General features: G+C 43.4%; 19 protein-coding genes and 11 tRNA genes. 28 read left to right on the top strand and 2 right to left on the bottom strand.

Going from position 1 to position 16,814, the window contains the following annotated elements; genetic code table 11:
* Positions 1 to 18: 18 nt before the first annotated feature.
* Both AC3WTL_RS20060 and AC3WTL_RS20055 read left to right on the top strand, forming a co-directional pair.
* On the top strand, positions 19 to 498 hold the full coding sequence (locus AC3WTL_RS20060; protein ID WP_248346519.1) for a PH domain-containing protein: 480 nt from the start codon (positions 19 to 21) through the stop codon (positions 496 to 498).
* Positions 488 to 1,942, top strand: coding sequence for a PH domain-containing protein (locus AC3WTL_RS20055; protein ID WP_315900460.1), 1,455 nt, complete (start codon positions 488 to 490; stop codon positions 1,940 to 1,942). Before AC3WTL_RS20060 ends, AC3WTL_RS20055 begins: the two co-directional genes overlap by 11 nt.
* A 35-nt stretch (positions 1,943 to 1,977) precedes the next feature.
* Here the strand turns inward: AC3WTL_RS20055 and AC3WTL_RS20050 are convergent, their stop codons facing one another.
* A complete protein-coding gene (locus tag AC3WTL_RS20050) occupies positions 1,978 to 2,703 on the bottom strand; it encodes a rhomboid family protein (protein ID WP_248346518.1) in 726 nt (241 codons plus the stop codon).
* 155 nt (positions 2,704 to 2,858) lie between these two features.
* Here AC3WTL_RS20050 and acpS point away from each other — a divergent pair, with 155 nt between their 5' ends.
* From acpS to AC3WTL_RS19980, 14 genes are all read left to right on the top strand, one after another.
* A complete protein-coding gene (acpS, locus tag AC3WTL_RS20045) occupies positions 2,859 to 3,212 on the top strand; it encodes a holo-ACP synthase (protein ID WP_222501764.1) in 354 nt (117 codons plus the stop codon).
* A gap of 144 nt (positions 3,213 to 3,356) precedes the next feature.
* Positions 3,357 to 4,370, top strand: coding sequence for a LolA family protein (locus AC3WTL_RS20040; RefSeq protein ID WP_197212719.1), 1,014 nt, complete (start codon positions 3,357 to 3,359; stop codon positions 4,368 to 4,370).
* Between the two features lie 590 nt (positions 4,371 to 4,960).
* Positions 4,961 to 6,115, top strand: a complete 1,155-nt coding sequence (alr, locus tag AC3WTL_RS20035) for an alanine racemase (RefSeq protein WP_252220618.1) — start codon at positions 4,961 to 4,963, stop codon at positions 6,113 to 6,115.
* Between the two features lie 466 nt (positions 6,116 to 6,581).
* Positions 6,582 to 6,863 carry a CopG family ribbon-helix-helix protein gene (locus AC3WTL_RS20030; protein ID WP_035331931.1) on the top strand — a complete coding sequence of 94 codons (282 nt, stop codon included), beginning with the start codon at positions 6,582 to 6,584 and terminating at the stop codon, positions 6,861 to 6,863.
* Positions 6,864 to 6,867: 4 nt separating this feature from the next.
* Positions 6,868 to 7,218 carry a type II toxin-antitoxin system endoribonuclease NdoA gene (gene ndoA, locus AC3WTL_RS20025; RefSeq protein WP_009336311.1) on the top strand — a complete coding sequence of 117 codons (351 nt, stop codon included), beginning with the start codon at positions 6,868 to 6,870 and terminating at the stop codon, positions 7,216 to 7,218.
* Between the two features lie 372 nt (positions 7,219 to 7,590).
* Positions 7,591 to 8,424: an RsbT co-antagonist protein RsbRA gene (locus AC3WTL_RS20020; RefSeq protein WP_163144748.1), complete on the top strand. Its 834-nt coding sequence runs from the start codon at positions 7,591 to 7,593 to the stop codon at positions 8,422 to 8,424.
* Entirely contained in the window at positions 8,421 to 8,783 is a 363-nt protein-coding gene (locus AC3WTL_RS20015; protein WP_009336309.1) for an STAS domain-containing protein, read from the top strand. The genes AC3WTL_RS20020 and AC3WTL_RS20015 overlap by 4 nt, the downstream gene beginning before the upstream one ends.
* 4 nt (positions 8,784 to 8,787) lie before the next feature.
* Positions 8,788 to 9,189: an anti-sigma regulatory factor gene (locus AC3WTL_RS20010; RefSeq protein ID WP_048008772.1), complete on the top strand. Its 402-nt coding sequence runs from the start codon at positions 8,788 to 8,790 to the stop codon at positions 9,187 to 9,189.
* An 11-nt stretch (positions 9,190 to 9,200) separates the two neighbouring features.
* Positions 9,201 to 10,211, top strand: a complete 1,011-nt coding sequence (locus AC3WTL_RS20005; protein ID WP_048008773.1) for a PP2C family protein-serine/threonine phosphatase — start codon at positions 9,201 to 9,203, stop codon at positions 10,209 to 10,211.
* Positions 10,212 to 10,271: 60 nt separating this feature from the next.
* Positions 10,272 to 10,604, top strand: a complete 333-nt coding sequence (locus AC3WTL_RS20000; protein ID WP_035331808.1) for an anti-sigma factor antagonist — start codon at positions 10,272 to 10,274, stop codon at positions 10,602 to 10,604.
* Entirely contained in the window at positions 10,601 to 11,074 is a 474-nt protein-coding gene (gene rsbW / locus AC3WTL_RS19995; RefSeq protein ID WP_009336304.1) for an anti-sigma B factor RsbW, read from the top strand. Before AC3WTL_RS20000 ends, rsbW begins: the two co-directional genes overlap by 4 nt.
* The gene (gene sigB, locus AC3WTL_RS19990) at positions 11,052 to 11,846 is read left to right on the top strand and encodes an RNA polymerase sigma factor SigB (protein ID WP_222501768.1); all 795 of its coding nucleotides are present in this window, start codon (positions 11,052 to 11,054) and stop codon (positions 11,844 to 11,846) included. The genes rsbW and sigB overlap by 23 nt, the downstream gene beginning before the upstream one ends.
* Positions 11,843 to 12,439 carry a PP2C family serine/threonine-protein phosphatase gene (locus AC3WTL_RS19985; protein WP_048008775.1) on the top strand — a complete coding sequence of 199 codons (597 nt, stop codon included), beginning with the start codon at positions 11,843 to 11,845 and terminating at the stop codon, positions 12,437 to 12,439. The genes sigB and AC3WTL_RS19985 overlap by 4 nt, the downstream gene beginning before the upstream one ends.
* 68 nt (positions 12,440 to 12,507) lie before the next feature.
* Positions 12,508 to 14,685 carry a Tex family protein gene (locus tag AC3WTL_RS19980; RefSeq protein WP_241746643.1) on the top strand — a complete coding sequence of 726 codons (2,178 nt, stop codon included), beginning with the start codon at positions 12,508 to 12,510 and terminating at the stop codon, positions 14,683 to 14,685.
* Between the two features lie 165 nt (positions 14,686 to 14,850).
* Here AC3WTL_RS19980 and cmpA read toward each other — a convergent pair whose 3' ends face one another.
* Positions 14,851 to 14,964 (bottom strand): cortex morphogenetic protein CmpA, encoded by a 114-nt coding sequence (cmpA, locus tag AC3WTL_RS19975; RefSeq protein ID WP_009336300.1) that lies wholly within the window; start codon positions 14,962 to 14,964, stop codon positions 14,851 to 14,853.
* 133 nt (positions 14,965 to 15,097) lie between these two features.
* Here cmpA and AC3WTL_RS19970 point away from each other — a divergent pair, with 133 nt between their 5' ends.
* From AC3WTL_RS19970 to AC3WTL_RS19915, 12 genes are all read left to right on the top strand, one after another.
* The gene (locus AC3WTL_RS19970) at positions 15,098 to 15,571 is read left to right on the top strand and encodes a SprT family protein (RefSeq protein WP_248346551.1); all 474 of its coding nucleotides are present in this window, start codon (positions 15,098 to 15,100) and stop codon (positions 15,569 to 15,571) included.
* Positions 15,572 to 15,723: 152 nt separating this feature from the next.
* Positions 15,724 to 15,798, top strand: a tRNA-Asn gene (locus AC3WTL_RS19965).
* A gap of 5 nt (positions 15,799 to 15,803) precedes the next feature.
* Positions 15,804 to 15,894 (top strand) — tRNA-Ser (locus AC3WTL_RS19960).
* A 15-nt stretch (positions 15,895 to 15,909) separates the two neighbouring features.
* Positions 15,910 to 15,981 (top strand) — tRNA-Glu (locus AC3WTL_RS19955).
* A gap of 30 nt (positions 15,982 to 16,011) precedes the next feature.
* Positions 16,012 to 16,087 (top strand) — tRNA-Asp (locus tag AC3WTL_RS19950).
* Between the two features lie 8 nt (positions 16,088 to 16,095).
* A tRNA-Gln gene (locus AC3WTL_RS19945) sits at positions 16,096 to 16,170 on the top strand.
* An 8-nt stretch (positions 16,171 to 16,178) separates the two neighbouring features.
* Positions 16,179 to 16,254, top strand: a tRNA-Lys gene (locus AC3WTL_RS19940).
* A gap of 15 nt (positions 16,255 to 16,269) precedes the next feature.
* Positions 16,270 to 16,354: transfer RNA gene (locus AC3WTL_RS19935), tRNA-Leu, on the top strand.
* Positions 16,355 to 16,413: 59 nt separating this feature from the next.
* Positions 16,414 to 16,499, top strand: a tRNA-Leu gene (locus AC3WTL_RS19930).
* Between the two features lie 59 nt (positions 16,500 to 16,558).
* Positions 16,559 to 16,635, top strand: a tRNA-Arg gene (locus tag AC3WTL_RS19925).
* 5 nt (positions 16,636 to 16,640) lie between these two features.
* Positions 16,641 to 16,717: transfer RNA gene (locus AC3WTL_RS19920), tRNA-Pro, on the top strand.
* A gap of 23 nt (positions 16,718 to 16,740) precedes the next feature.
* Positions 16,741 to 16,814, top strand: a tRNA-Gly gene (locus tag AC3WTL_RS19915).

Raw genomic sequence — 16,814 nt, 5'->3', positions numbered from 1 at the left:
AATTGCGGGGGGTACTGCATGATTACAGAGCCGCATAAAAGGATTCCGGCAAGGGGACTGCTTGCCTGGAGAATCTCCGGCACGCTCCATTCTGTTTTTCCTTTTGTGTTGTCAGGGGGCGCTATTGCTGCTGCCATCCTGTTTAATTGGCCAATTTGGGTTATTGGAGCTTCTTTAATGTTTTTTTCCTCCTATGCCTACCTGGTTATTATGACTTTCCCAGCTTTAAGGTGGAAAAGATGGAGGTATGAGGTCCGGGAAAATGAAATAGAGCTTAAAAATGGACTGTTTGTGATAAAAAGGACGCTTGTTCCCATGATTCGGGTGCAGCATGTGGATACGAGGCAAGGGCCGATATTGCGTAAATATCGCCTGGCTACTGTCACTATCTCGACAGCTGCTACCGTTCATGAAATACCGGCATTGGATGTGGATGAAGCCGAGGAACTGCGCTTTTTCATATCTCAGCTGGCAAGGGCTGCAGAAAATGATGTCTAATCCGAAACGGCTGCACCCAATATCCGCGGCAGTCAATTTCCTGAAACACCTTAAGGAAATGCTGGTGCCTTTTCTTATTTTTGTCGTCTTTGGAAGCAGAGGAGGAAATGGGGAAATTGTTCAGCTTGTCCTGTCTATAGGGGTCATAATCGCGGTTTTTATAATCGGGATTCTTACCTGGTGGAGATATACCTATAGACTGGAGGAAGGCGAGCTTCGAATCGAGTATGGTGTTCTTGTAAGGAAGAAAAGATATATTCCGCTTGAAAGAATCCAAAGTCTCGACTTATCGGAAGGCTTGCTTCAAAGACCCTTTGGACTTGTGAAAATGAAGGTGGAGACAGCGGGCTCAAGCGGTGCGGGTGAGGCAGAAGCGGTATTGACGGCTATTTCCAAAGAAGATGCAGATTTCATTCAGCAGGCATTTTCAGCTGCCAAAAATAATCCTTCAGAACCGGAAACAACTGAGCAGAACCGGGAAGTGATTTATAAAATTACGCCTGGCGAATTGTTCCTGCTGGCATCAACTTCAGGCGGGGCAGGCGTCGTTATTTCAGCTGTCTTTGCTTTTGTATTTCAATTTGAAGAAATCATTCCCTATGAAAAGGTGTTTACCGGGCTCGAAGGATTTATTGCCAATGGAATGATCTTTGTAAGTATTCTGATATTCATCGTTTTTCTAATGGCATGGCTGATTGCTCTTATTGGGAGCATGCTGAAATATGCCGGTTTTACATTAATAAAAAGTGAGAAGGAATTGATGGTTACCAGAGGCTTGCTCGAAAAGCGGCAGATGACGATTCCGCTAAACCGCATACAAGCTATTCAGATAAGGGAAAACCTGCTTAGGCAGCCATTTGGACTGGCGACTGTCTATATCGAAAGTGCGGGAGGTTCCATTGAAGACAATGAAAGCGCCCGCTTAATGATCCTGCCGATCGTGAAAAAAACAAGGATTGCCGGTTTGTTAAAGCCGCACTTGCCACAGTATGAACTGCAGCCGGGTTTCTTTAAAGCTCCGAAAAGAGCGCTCAATCGCTATTTGTGGAGAGGGTTTCTGTGGATCCTGCCTTTTGTGGCTGTGCCGCTCCTCTTTTTCAGGCCGTGGGGATACTTTTCTTTGGTGCTGCTGATTCTTGCGCTGGGATGGTCGCATCTCAAATACAGGGATGCAGGCTGGGATATCAGCTCACAGCAGCTTGCCCTCAGATATCGCGGTATAGTGAGGACAACTGTTTTTATGAGAAGAAATCGAATCCAGTCCATATCTATGAAAGAAAGCTATTTTCAGAAAAAACGCAGTTTGGCTACCATAGAAGCTGCGGCCATGTCCGGGGCAGGCGGGACAGGCGGAACCGTTCGTGATCTCGACAGGAAAGAAGTATATGCAATTTATAAATGGTATTCTTATACCGGACTGAAGCAAAAAGAAAAGCGCCCGTGAGCGCTTTTTTTGTTTAACTGTTCAGCTGTGGGCCATTATCTGGCTAAAAACCCCACTATGGCTAAAATAACGATAACTCCCCAAACCGCAAGCCTTGATGCAGGTACTCCTTTTAAAGAAGTCCTGATGCCGGGAAGTCCGCCTGACCTTATGCTGCCGGATGAAGATGATGAGCGGCCTTTGGCCAGAGAGGCTGCGCCAATCAGGAAGCCTGCAAACAGGCCGAATATATGTGCCGTCACATTGATGTTTGGCTGCAGGAAGGTCATAATGACCCCGATGATCGTGATGGTCAGGATGATTTGTGAGTTTTCCCTGGATAAAAGTTCTTTTCGAAAGACCAGAATTGCTGCAAAGTAGCCGAACAGACCAAAGATCGCACCGCTGGCTCCAGCGTGAATATACGTTAATGGCTCAAGGATGAGGGTAGCAATATTGGCGGCTGCCCCCGCAGTGATATAAAGCAGAATGAATCTGGTTTTCCCGAGGAGCCTTTCCAGGACAGGACCGAATAGAACGAGTGAAAAGCTGTTAAATAAAACATGGGAGAAGCCGCTGTGCAGGATGATTGGGCTCAGCAGCCGCCAGTATTCACCCTCCACAATATATAAATTGACACCAGCCAGCTTTTCAAAAATAAGTGAATTTGGGAAAAGGGGAATGACGGTTAATAGATAGATGATAATATGGATACAAATGATAGCAGTAACAACAGGGTAATAGCGGATAAATTCCTTAAAGCTTTCCGTTCTCGTAAACATGGCTCTCCTCCGTGCTTTAATAGTTATCTACATCATAGCCTGAAAAGCGGGTTTTCAGCATGCCATAACACTTATTTGGCGGATCATGTGTACATAATCCTGCTTCTACTGTATTCTTTATGCAGCGAATAATATAAATAGAAGGAAGATGAGAGATGATTTCCGGTATTGGGATTGATATTGCAGACCTGGAGCGGATAGGAAAAATTATTGCCAGGCAGGAGCGGTTTCCTGATCGGATTCTGACCCCAAAAGAGCTGAATGGCTATCAGCAATTGCCGGAAAAAAGGCGCGCAGAGTTTCTTGCAGGAAGATTTGCGGCCAAAGAAGCTTTTTCAAAAGCATTGGGAACCGGAATTGGGGAAGAACTTTCCTTTCAGGATATTGAAATTGAAAAGGATGAAAAGGGTAAGCCGTTTATTTCGAAACCATTTAAAGATGGGGTTCACTTGTCGATTTCCCATAGCAGGGAGTATGCTGTGGCTCAGGTGGTTATAGAAAAAAAATGACTTTTTACTGCGGGAAGAATTTCAAAAGCTTGTCATTCCTCCTAGCATATTCCTTAAGGTTGTCTCATATATTCATAATGCGATAGGAGAGACAGGCCGGAAGTTCGGCCAATCTCACTGAAATGAGACAAAGGGGCTGAAGGAATGAAGAAAAAGTGGTTCATGCTGCTTGCCGGGCTTTTGGTTGTTCTTGCATTGTCTGCCTGTGGTTCTAAAACACAGGAGGATGTTGTGAAGGATCTTGATAAAAAGCTCGAAGACGTTAAGGGATACAAGGCAGAGGCAAAAATGACTCTGCAGATGGGAACAGACCCGCAGACATATGAAATAGAAGTGTGGCATAAAGATCCGGATTTTTACCGGGTAAACCTGAAAAACGCCCAAAAGGAACAAAGCCAGATGATTCTGCGAAACAATGACGGTGTATTTGTCCTCACTCCTGCACTGAACAAAAGCTTCCGTTTCCAGAGTGATTGGCCGCAGAACAGCAGCCAGGCTTATTTATATGAATCATTAGTCAAGGACATTATGGAGGATAAAGAAGCTAAGTTCTCCGCTACAAAAGAGCATTATGTGTTTGAAACAAAAACACGCTATCAAAATAATCAGATGCTTCCTGTACAGGAAATCAAGCTGAAGAAATCCGATTTATCCCCAGTCAGTGTGAAAGTTATGGACCCTGATAAAAATGCACTTGTAACAGTAGAATTTTCAAATGTAAAGTTCAATGCAAGTTTCGATAAGAAAGACTTTGACATGCAGAAGAACATGACAGGCGCCCAGCTCGAAGTGCCGGTCATGGCCGAGGTGGAGGATCAGGAATTCACAGTTAAATATCCGCAGATGGACATGGCGGATGTAAAGCTGGTTGATGAACAGGACATGAAAACAGAAGACGGCAAGCGCGTTGTATTAACATATGATGGAGAAAAGTCATTCACGCTTGTACAGGAAAAGGCTGCTGTCATGCCGACATCATCCGTTGTTACATCTGTTAAAGGCGAGCCGGTGGACCTTGGCTTCACCATTGGTGCACTTTCTGACAACACTATCTCCTGGACCTACCAAGGCGTGGATTATATGATCGCCTCCAACGATTTATCACCTGAAGAAATGTCCGATATTGCCCGTTCTGTTCAAGGAGAAATGGTGAAATAAATTATTGACTAAAGCAGGTCTCATATGGGGCCTGTTTTTTGTGTTTGGAAGTTCGGGCTCACAATCTCGGGTTTAAAGCATCGTGAGTTTGAAGCAGGATTCGGGTCCGGACACTAGGAGAGGGATTTTCGCAAGTTGAGTCCGAAGTACATCAGGGTTCGGACTCAGCTCCACAGGTTTACGAATTCTGAGTCCGAAGTAGGCCAAGGTTCGGACTCAACCTCTTGGATTTTTGCAATTTGAGTCCGAAGAAGGTTTATGTTCGGACTCAACGCCTGGGATTTCCGCAATCTGAGTCCGAAGAAGGTCTATGTTCGGACTCAACTCCCGGAATTTCCGAAATTCAAGTCCGAAGAAGGTCTATGTTCGGACTCAACTCCCGGAATTTCCGCCAATTCAAGTCCGAAGTAGATCCAGATTCGGACCCAGTACCATGGTTTTCCGCAATCTGAGTCCGAAGAAAGCCCAGGCTCTCGGACCCGATACCGAAGTAAGTATACCCAAACTAAAAAATATCCATTTGACAAACCATCTGCCGAGTTTGATAATCGACATGTATAAAGCAATGGCTAAAGGACGTGAATACATCGATGAATGAACAGACAAAAATGTATCGGGACACTTGGGCAGAAATAAATCTGGACCATATTTCATATAATGTAGAGTCTATGAAAAAACATGTAAAAGAAGGGGCAAAAATCATTGCGGTTGTAAAGGCAAATGGGTATGGGCATGGAGATGCAGCTGTAGCAAAGGCAGCACTTGAAGCCGGCGCATCCTCCCTGGCGGTTGCGACCCTGGATGAGGCAATCGCATTGAGAATGAAAAAAATTGAAGCGCCAATTTTAGTAATGGGAGCGAGCCGTCCGGAGCACGCAGGCGAGGCAGCATCAAATAATATCTCCCTCACTGTTTTTCAGCAGGAATGGCTGGTAAAAGCAGCTGAATATGTAGAAGATGGAACACTAAATATTCATTTAAAGCTTGATACCGGGATGGGACGCCTGGGGATTCGGAGCCGGGATGAGCTTGCGGGAATTGAGAGCGTTATCAAAAAGGACAAGCGTTTTCTGCTTGAAGGGGTATTTACGCATTTTGCCACAGCGGATTCATTAGACAATGCCTACTTCGAAACGCAACTGAACAGGTTTGAAGAAATGATCGGCTGGCTGCAGGTATTGCCGAAGTATGTCCATACCAGCAACAGTGCGGCAGGCCTCAGGTTTCCAAAAGCGCATTTAAATGCTGTCAGAATGGGGATCAGCATGTACGGACTGACTCCATCCATGGAAATTAAGCATGTACTTCCATTCGAGCTGAAAGAGGCTTTTTCTCTTCACACCACTATTGTTCATGTGAAAAAACTTCATAAAGGCGAGAAAGTCAGTTATGGGGCGACTTATGAAGCGCAAGAAGATGAATGGATTGCGACATTGCCGATTGGCTATGCGGATGGCTGGATCCGAAAGCTTCAGGGACAGGAGGTACTTGCTGATGGATCGAGAGTACCAATTGTTGGAAGGATATGCATGGATCAATGCATGATTAAGATACCTCATCAAATGCCCGTAGGAACAAAGGTAACCCTGATCGGCGAGCAGGGGAAAGAAAAAATTTCGGTGGACGAAATCGCGGAAAAGCTTGAAACCATCAACTATGAAGTTACCTGCATGGTATCTTCCCGGGTTCCGCGCATATATAAAAGAGATGGTAAAATTATCGGGGGAATTAATTATCTGTTATAATCGGAAAAAATTAATTGTTGTTAAGAAGCGCTTCCGCTTTTCTAAAAAGATAACAATGATAAATTTTGAAGTTAGTTAACTGTCTAGCTCCAGCGCCTACCCCCTCGAGGTCACAAGCTTGTCTTGTTTCGGCTCCTAGGGACTGGGGTCATAAGCCGTTTCCTTTCAGAAGGAAAAACGCCTTCTTACAGGAACCGTCTTATGCCTGTCGTCCCTAAGCAGTCGCCTCCACATTTCGGGCTAGCCTCCCAAAAAGGCAAAGAGCGCCTTTCCGGGAGGCTCGTCTTGTGCTTGTCGGGGGTGGGCAAGGCGCTTCCGCTTTTCTAAAATCATGCATAAAATACTATTTTTTTGGCCGATAATACAAAAGAATTAAAGAATCCCCTTTGCATTGGGCTTTATTAATGGTAATATTGAAAATGGTAGATATAAAAATGGTGTGTAGTGATGGTGGAGGTGTATGTTTGTGTCTGAGTCCAGCACAACAACAGAGATAATGGTGAAATTACCGCAGCATCTTTTAACCGAGTTAGACGGATTTGCTAAACAGGAAAACGTTAACCGGAGCGAATTCATTTATCAAGCAACCAAAATGTATTTGCGTGAACGCAAAAAGAGACAAATTCGCGAGTCCATGAGACGTGGTTACATGGAGATGGCGAAAATAAATTTGACGATTGCATCTGAAGCATTTCAAGCGGAATACGAGGCAGAACACACAGTTGAACGTCTAGTTAGCGGAGGATAATCCTTTGATTGTCAAACGTGGTGACGTTTATTTTGCAGACCTATCCCCAGTTGTTGGTTCAGAACAAGGCGGCGTCCGTCCAGTGCTTGTCATCCAAAACGACATCGGGAATCGGTTTAGTCCCACAGTAATTGTTGCAGCAATCACAGCTCAGATTCAAAAAGCAAAGCTGCCTACTCACGTTGAAATTGATGCGAAGCGTTATGGTTTTGAAAGGGATTCGGTCATCTTATTAGAACAGATTCGTACAATTGATAAACAACGCTTAACCGATAAAATAACCCATCTCGATGACGAAATGATGGAAAAAGTGGATGAAGCCGTGCAAATCAGCTTAGGCCTCATCGAATTTTAGCAAACGCTCTTTTGAAGGGCGTTTTTTATTTTTTTGCAGCCAAAAAAGGTTTAGTTTCTTTTCGATAGGGTAAAAAAGAGAGTCATTTAATATATAAAATTGTCCGGTTTTGTAGATATACCCGTTTCCAGCTGGCAGTAACCTCCTGTTCAATGGGAAATCAGCGCACTGGAAAAAGGGTTTTCTTAAGAAATTGTCGAATTAACCTAAAGATGGGAATTATTAATTTCAGACCCTATAGGTATCATTTGACTCGAATTCATTGTTATCATTTAATTGGTATATACGAAACAGGAAGATTTTTTTGCTTCTTTACAATAAAGGGGAATTGGAAGGCTAATAATAGATACATGATAAAATAGGGAGGAACAAATGAATTCGACAATATTGAATTATATACAAAATAATAAAGATTCTATTTTCAATCATTGGCTGGAGGCTACAAAAGAAAACGCGGATGAAAGGGTTACAAAGGTAGTTTCCGATCAGGTATTTATCGGGACAAGCCGGGAATTCATTGACCTGATTATTTCAAATATAAAAAGTTCAAATGAGGAATTCACTTCAAAATTGAGTGATTTCTCTGAGAAAATTGTTCGATTGGGCTGGCCGCTCAGTTTCGTGACAAAAGGGCTTCAAACATTCGGAAAAATTGTGTTCGAGGGCATGCAGGAAGCCGGAATTGTCAACCAGGAAAACCAAATGAAAGTCATTTACGAGTTCGATGGCTGGATGACTCCCATGGTTAATGAAGTGGTAAATATGTATTCGGCCACTTGGGAAAGAACTGTGTCCCTGCAAAAAATTGCCCTTCAGGAACTATCTGCGCCGCTGATCCCTGTTTTCGAAGGAATTACGGTCATGCCGCTTGTAGGTACAATTGATACCGAGCGTGCAAAGCAGATCATGGAGAACCTCTTAAATGGAGTGGTTAAACACCGTTCAGAAGTGGTCCTTATAGATATAACAGGAGTGCCGGTTGTTGATACAATGGTAGCCCATCATATTATACAGGCAGCAGATGCTGTAAGACTTGTTGGTGCAAAATGCATGCTTGTTGGCATACGCCCTGAGATTGCTCAGACGATTGTAAACCTGGGAATTGATTTAAATCAGTTCACCACAAAAAACACCTTGAAAAAGGGTGTAGAAGCGGCTCTTGAGTTAACCAGCCGCAAAATTGTGAAGGTGGAGGGAGAGGAATGAGAGTGAGAATCCCAATTTTAAAGCTGAACGATTGCCTATTAGTCTCCATCCAGTGGGAATTAGATGATCAGACTGCTCTTCAGTTTCAGGAGGATCTGCTCCATAAAATCCATGAGACGAGCGCAAATGGAGTCGTGATCGATTTAACATCCATTGACTTTATTGATTCATTCATCGCTAAAGTTCTAGGCGACGTAATAAATATGTCCAAACTGATGGGTGCAAAAGTAGTCATAACCGGGATACAGCCTGCCGTAGCAATTACGCTTATTGAGTTAGGTATTGGGTTAGATGATGTCCTTACTGCATTAGATTTAGAAAAAGGTTTGGAGAAATTACAACAGGAATTGGGGGAGTAACTGTATGGAAAACCAATCCTGCGTTAAAATCATAAACGAATGGGACATCGTTGCAGCCCGCCAGCTTGGGCGGAATGTTGCTAAAGAGCTTGGTTTTGGTACAGTTGACCAGGCTAGAATCACTACAGCCATTAGTGAGCTTGCCCGGAATATTTATTTATACGCCGGACAAGGGCAAATCTGTATTGAGAAAATATATGACGGCGGAAAAGCGGGATTGCGTATAGTTGCGGTAGACAGCGGCCCTGGAATCAGTGATTTACGCCAAGTAATGGAAGATGGATACTCGACATCAGGAGGATTAGGAGCCGGCCTGCCAGGTGTGAAGCGGTTAATGGATGAGTTCTTAATTGACTCCAATCCCGGGACCGGTACAGATATAAAAGCAACTAAGTGGCTTCGTTAGGGGGAAGCGTTATGGATTTCCGAGAAATGATGGAATCAAAGTATCGGGATATTCTTGAGAATTATATTAAGGAACAATCTGAACAGGCTTTGTATCAGGGCCAGAAGTTCAGCAGGAAGTCGATCGAGCACAAAATCTCACCTGAAGAGATTATCAGTGTTCATAAAAGTCTGATGGGTGAACTTTATCCGGACTTGCCTGAATATGTTCACCATTCTTTTGATATCCTTCTGGAAGTCATGATAGGCTATGGTTTTGCCTATAGAGAACATCAGAGCTTAAAACATATTCAGCAGGAACTCAGGACAGAGATGGAAATAGCTGCGAACGTTCAGCAAACCTTGCTGGGAACGCAGGTTCCTTCTGTTGAAGGACTGGATATCGGCGCAATAAGTGTTCCTGCCAAACATATGAACGGTGATTATTTCCATTTTGTTCAGGATGAGAACAGCACAATCAGCATCGCCATTGCTGATGTAATCGGTAAAGGTCTTCCTGCAGCCCTTTGTATGTCCATGATTAAATATGCCATGGACAGTGTGCCTGAAAACCGCAATGACCCTAAAACGGTCCTTGAAAATCTTAATCGGGTAGTGGAACAGAACGTAGATTTAACCATGTTCATTACCATGTTTTATGGAATATATGATACAAACAGCCACATGTTCTCTTATGGTTCTGCAGGACATGAACCGGGCCTGTTCTATAATGCCGGAAATGGGCAATTTACTGAGCTGACTGCGAAGGGCCTGCTTCTTGGTATTGATAAAAAAACTAAATACCGCCAGTACGAAAAAGGAGTAAATCCCGGAGATATGATTATATTAATGTCAGACGGGGTTACTGAATGCCGTACAGAAGAAGGGTTTATAGAAAAGGAATCATTGCTGGAATTAATCAAGAAATACATTCATTTAAATGCACAGGAAATAGTTAATAGCGTATATAAAGAACTTGAAAAACTTCAGCATTTTCAATTGCGGGATGATTTTACCTTAATTATTTTAAAAAGAAATGTTTAATGGGTTTTAAAAGCGGGTAACTAGTAAAAAGCAGTTGACATGTAAAGAGGTGGGTCAGTTATGAATATTACTATAGATGTAAAAGAAAATGATATGCTGATTGAAGCAATGATAAGTGGAGAAATTGATGCGTATACAGCACCTAAACTCCGCGAAGAGCTTTTTCCTTTAACAGAAAAGGAAGGCGTAGAAATGGTGGTCAACCTATCAGAAGTCTCTTATATGGATAGTACCGGCTTAGGCGTATTTGTTGGTGTGTTTAAAAATGTCCGTGCCAATAACGGAAAATTCCAGATTGTTGGCTTGTCGGACCGTTTAAAGAGACTTTTCGAAATTACAGGCCTGGCGGATATTATCGATATTAACAGCGGGATTGAAGGTGGAGTACAATGAACGAGCCATTTGATTATATAGAGGTGAAAATTCCGGCCAAGCCGGAGTTTGTTGGGGTAATCCGCCTGACATTATCAGGGATTGCCAGCAGAATGGGATTTGCATATGAAGAAATTGAAGATCTTAAGATCGCTACAAGTGAAGCTTGCACCAATGCAGTTCAACACGCATACAAACAGAATGAGCAAGGGGAAGTAGTCATCGGGTTCGGTTTATATACTGACCGTCTTGAGGTAATGGTCGCAGACAGCGGAAAAAGCTTTGATTTCCAATCTGCGAGACAAGGCATTGGGCCATATGACCAGACTGATTCTGTGGAATTTTTGCGTGAAGGAGGCTTGGGTCTATACCTGATTGAAACATTGATGGATGAAGTAAGAATTCATCACAAAGAGGGTGTTACGGTCTTTATGACCAAATACCTAGAAGGAGAGCAGGTGGAGAGGGATGCAAAAACAATCTCAACCTAACCAAAAATCCAAAGAAGAAACAAATGCTTTAATCAAAGCCTACCAGCTTCACCAGGATGAAGATGCTCAAAATACCCTGGTTCTTCAATATCAGAATTTAGTAGAAGCCATTGCCCGCAAGTACTCAAAAGGGAGATCCTATCATGAGGATATTGTCCAGGTAGGCATTATCGGCTTATTGGGTGCAATCCGCCGCTATGATGAGTCTTTCGGCAAAACATTTGAGGCCTTTGCTGTTCCTACTATTATCGGGGAAATTAAGCGCTTCTTAAGGGATAAAACTTGGAGTGTTCATGTTCCGCGTCGCATAAAGGAATTGGGTCCGAAAATTAAAGCTGCCGTTGAAGAGCTTACAACAGAGCTTCATAGGTCGCCAAGAGTAGACGAAATAGCCGATATGCTTGGGGTTTCTGAAGAAGAAGTGCTGGAAGCGATGGAAATGGGGAAAAGTTATCAGGCTCTTTCTGTTGACCATTCAATCGAAGCTGATTCTGATGGCGGAACGGTCACCCTTTTGGATATCGTTGGAAATGTGGACGAGGGCTTTGAAAAAGTAAACCAAATGCTGGTGCTTGAAAAAGTCCTGCATGTTCTGTCAGAGAGAGAGAAATTAATTATTCAATACACATATCTTGAGAATTTGAGCCAAAAGGAAGCTGGAGATAAACTGGGGATTTCCCAGATGCATGTATCAAGACTTCAGCGCCGTGCGATCAAAAAGCTTCAGGAAGCAATCCACTCTGAAACAAATAACTCGGAGTGCCTTTCATGACCAAATTGGTTAGAGATAACATCGAAGTGATTGCACACCAGACAGCTAAAGAAGGCAAATCATTCTGCGGTGATGGCTATTATTTTACCGCAACGGATGAATACTTTGTATGTGTGCTGGCAGATGGCCTTGGAAGCGGGGAATATGCGTATGAGGCTTCTTCTGCTGTTGTTTCCGTTGTAGAGCAGCATCATGAGAAAGATGTAGATACGCTTATGAAGCTCTGCAACGAAATTCTTTTGCAAAAAAGAGGAGCAGCAGTCGCGCTGTTTAAAGTACACTTTGCTTCCAGGGAATTTGTATACAGCTGTGTAGGGAATATCCGGTTTTTCCTTTATTCATCTGCAGGAAAACTCACTTATCCCCTGCCTGTAACAGGATATCTGTCAGGAAGGCCGCAGGTGTTTCATACCCAGCGGTTTACGTATGAAGCGGAGTCTAAATTTTTGATATACTCAGATGGCTTTAATATCCATGGGGTTAAATCTTTGCTGAAAGCATTTCTCCCTATTGAACTTATCTCGGAAGATATAAAGAAGCAGTATCCATCTACTTCAGATGATGCTACTTTCATACTTGGAAGCTTACTCTAGACAGGGTAAGCTTTTTGTTTATTCTTTTGATAAAATGAATATTGAGACTCTATGATGGAGGAATGAACTTGGAGAAAACATTGGATAGACAAGATCAAACACTAAATTTAATCGCTGGGGAACTATCGATAGCCATCAAACAAGTAAAAAACACAATCAGCTTACTGGAAGAAGGAAACACAGTCCCGTTTATCGCCCGATACAGAAAAGAACAGACAGGCGCGCTGGATGAAGTTCAAATCCGCGATATTATGGAGCGCTGGCAATACATACAGAACCTTAATCAGCGTAAAGAAGAGGTAATCCGCTTAATTGAAGAACAAGGCAAATTGACCGAAGAGCTAAAAACCAAAATTACCAAAGCGGTGAAGCTGCAGGAAGTAGAAGACTTATACCGGCCATATAAGCAAAAGCGACGGACAAAAGCAACTGCGGCAAAAGAAAAAGGGCTTGAGCCCTTTGCTGAGTGGCTTCTCACTTTTTCGCTAAATGAAACCCCTGCTGCAAAAGCCAAAGAATTCTTATCTGATGAAAAGGAAGTAACCACAACGGAAGAAGCAATCGCTGGTGCAAAAGATATTATCGCAGAGTGGGTATCAGATGAAGCGGAGAGCAGAAAATGGATCCGTATGGAAACAGCCAAAAAGGGGACTATTGAGTCCACTGTGAGAAATAAAGAGAATGACGAAAAAGGCGTTTATGAAATGTATTACGAGTATGAGGAACCGGTGAGCAAGATTGTTCCACACCGCACACTTGCATTGAACCGCGGTGAAAAAGAGGAAGTATTAAAGATTAACATTAAGCCAAATACCGAATTTATTTTAAAGTACTTATATAAAAAGTGGGTAAAGGATGAACGTTCTCCTGCAGGCACGATTGTAAGGGAAGCCATTGATGATGGCTACAAGCGTCTGATCATGCCATCGATTGAACGCGAAATACGCAATGAACTGACTGAAAAAGCAGAAGAACAGGCTATTATGATTTTTTCTGAAAATCTAAGAAAACTGCTGCTTCAGCCCCCGTTGAAAGGAAAGATCGTACTTGGGGTAGACCCTGCCTACAGAACAGGCTGCAAGCTGGCTGTTGTAGATGAAACTGGAAAAGTACTTGATATCGGAGTCATATATCCGCACCCGCCTGTTTCCAAAACGAATCAGGCACGGGAGAAAGTAATTCAAATTCTAAAAACCTATAAAGTAAAAATGGTTGCCATCGGAAATGGGACTGCTTCAAGGGAAACCGAACAGTTCATCGCAGATATATTAAAGGACATGAAAGAGGAAATATTCTACCTGATTGTCAATGAAGCGGGGGCGAGCGTCTACTCTGCCTCGGATCTTGCCAGAGAAGAGTTTCCTGATTTTCAGGTGGAAGAAAGAAGTGCTGTATCAATCGCCCGACGCCTCCAGGATCCTCTTGCAGAATTGGTTAAGATTGATCCAAAGTCAGTTGGGGTTGGTCAATATCAGCATGACGTATCCCAGAAAAAGCTGTCCGAATCCCTTTCCTTTGTTGTAGAGACAGCAGTAAACCAGGTAGGCGTAAATGTGAACACCGCTTCATCTTCATTGCTGCAGCATGTAGCCGGCCTGTCAAAAACAGTTGCCGTAAATATAATTAAAAAACGGGAAGACGAAGGGAAGTTCACGGACCGCAAGCAATTGAAAAAAATCCCCCGACTTGGTGCCAAAACCTATGAACAGGCAATAGGCTTCCTGCGGATTATCGATGGAAAAGAGCCTCTGGACCGGACGGGAATTCATCCGGAAACATATGCAGAAGTAAATAAATTGCTGGCTAATCTCGACTTTAAATCAAATGACCTTGGCTCACCATCGCTAAGGGAGGCGCTCAAAGGCATAGATATCAGCCGGACAGCCCGGGAGCTTGAAATCGGTGAGCTGACATTGAAGGATATCATTGACGCTTTAATGAGACCTGAAAGAGATCCGCGTGATGAGCTGCCGAAGCCTCTTTTGAAAAAAGAAGTTCTAAAGCTTGAAGACCTGCAGGAAGGAATGGAATTGCAAGGGACAGTGCGGAATGTTGTAGATTTCGGAGCCTTTGTCGATATTGGAGTCAAACAGGATGGTCTTGTTCATATATCCAAGCTCAGCCGCCAATTTGTTAAACACCCGCTGGACGTCGTTTCCGTTGGTGATGTGGTAACAGTCTGGGTGGACTCTGTTGATAAACACAAGGGAAGAGTCGCTTTAACAATGCTGGGCCATTCTAATTAATAGAAGCTAATAATTTCACAGTTTTCGAGTCGTCATAAGCTAAATCACACCGGAAATCACTATTTCTGGCGTGATTTGGCTTATGCTTTTTATAACTAATGATGAGTTCGCTTGACTAAGGATTTTCAGCATTGGGACTGGATTGTTCGGCGGGCATTAGTGCCTTTATGAGCAATGCTTCTTTCTATAGAAAAACCAGCACTGATTCAGCAGTTTGATCTGATAGCGGTCTTTTTCATAAAAAGCACGCTGGATTTGATTTTGAAACCATACAGGCATACAATTTACCTCCCGTTGATTGGAATCTGAAAATGGCTCCCTCTTTCTGCAAGGAGTTCAGAGCTGTAAAAGGTATATATAATGTATGCTATAATAGGTTGTCATGTTTACGATAAGAGAGGAAAACATTGAGATGAATGACCAGGAGCTTCAGAAACTTGTTGAAAAGATATCATTAGAAAGCTTCGGCAAGCCCTTTTGCCACCAGGCATATTTTAATTCACGCCTAAAATCGACTGGCGGAAGATATATGCTGAATTCACATCATGTTGAAATTAACAAAAAGTATTATGAGCAGCTTGGACCTGAAGAATTAGTGGGAATTATTAAGCACGAGCTCTGTCATTATCATTTGCACTTAGAGGGAAAAGGATATAAACATCGTGATCAGGATTTCAGACTGCTAATGAAGAAAGTGGGAGCACCCCGATTTTGTTCAGCTTTGCCTGATCGCCCTAAAACAAAAAAATCCGTTAAGATTCTTGTTTATGTGTGCAAAGAATGCTGCCAAATTTATCAGAGAAAAAGAAAAGTTGATACGAAGAAATATGTCTGCGGTAAATGCAAAGGAAAATTAGTGTTCAAAAAAGAATTGACATTAGATTAAGTACGCTTTATATTTAATAATTGTCGCAGGTCAATACAGGACAAGCGGCTAATAAATTCTTCTAAAAAGATTCTTGACTTTTATAGTCCGCGTCTTTATAATATGAAGAGTCGATAAGATGTTAACTGTTTTATTGATCAGTTTATTATTATTCCGCAGTAGCTCAGTGGTAGAGCATTCGGCTGTTAACCGAACGGTCGCAGGTTCGAATCCTGCCTGCGGAGCCATATTTGGGGAAGTACTCAAGTGGCTGAAGAGGCGCCCCTGCTAAGGGTGTAGGTCGCGTAAGCGGCGCGAGGGTTCAAATCCCTCCTTCTCCGCCAGAAAATTCTAACAATGGCCCGTTGGTCAAGCGGTTAAGACACCGCCCTTTCACGGCGGTAACACGGGTTCGAATCCCGTACGGGTCACTTTTTTTATTTCCGACGGTTTTTATGGATGGTCCCGTGGTGTAGCGGTTAACATGCCTGCCTGTCACGCAGGAGATCGCGGGTTCGATTCCCGTCGGGACCGCCATTTGTTATTGGGCTATAGCCAAGCGGTAAGGCACCGGACTTTGACTCCGTCACTCGCAGGTTCGAATCCTGCTAGCCCAGCCATTTTTAATGAGCCATTAGCTCAGTCGGTAGAGCATCTGACTTTTAATCAGAGGGTCGAAGGTTCGAGTCCTTCATGGCTCACCATCTTAAATTTTATATGCGGGTGTGGCGGAATTGGCAGACGCACCAGACTTAGGATCTGGCGCCGCAAGGCGTGGGGGTTCGACTCCCTTCACCCGCACCATTAATTACCATTGAATTAAGCATCTCGTTTTGGTATGATGTTACTTGTCGCTTTATTAAGCGGTCGTGGCGGAATGGCAGACGCGCTAGGTTGAGGGCCTAGTGGGGGCAACCCCGTGGAGGTTCAAGTCCTCTCGGCCGCACCAAAAAAGTTATTGACATTTGAATTTAAGATCGTTATAATATAAGAGTTGCTTTAATAGATGCGCCCGTAGCTCAATTGGATAGAGCGTTTGACTACGGATCAAAAGGTTAGGGGTTCGACTCCTCTCGGGCGCGCCATTATACGGGGAGTAGCTCAGCTTGGTAGAGCACTTGGTTTGGGACCAAGGGGTCGCAGGTTCGAATCCTGTCTTCCCGACCATTCGGGAAATAACAATTCTATATGCGGGTGTAGTTTAGTGGTAAAACCTCAGCCTTCCAAGCTGATGATGAGGGTTCGATTCCCTTCACCCGCTCCA

Source organism: Cytobacillus sp. EB106-05-05-XG126, assembly GCF_058791715.1.
Note: the sequence above shows the minus strand (reverse complement) of the source record. Positions and strands in the feature narration are given on the sequence as shown.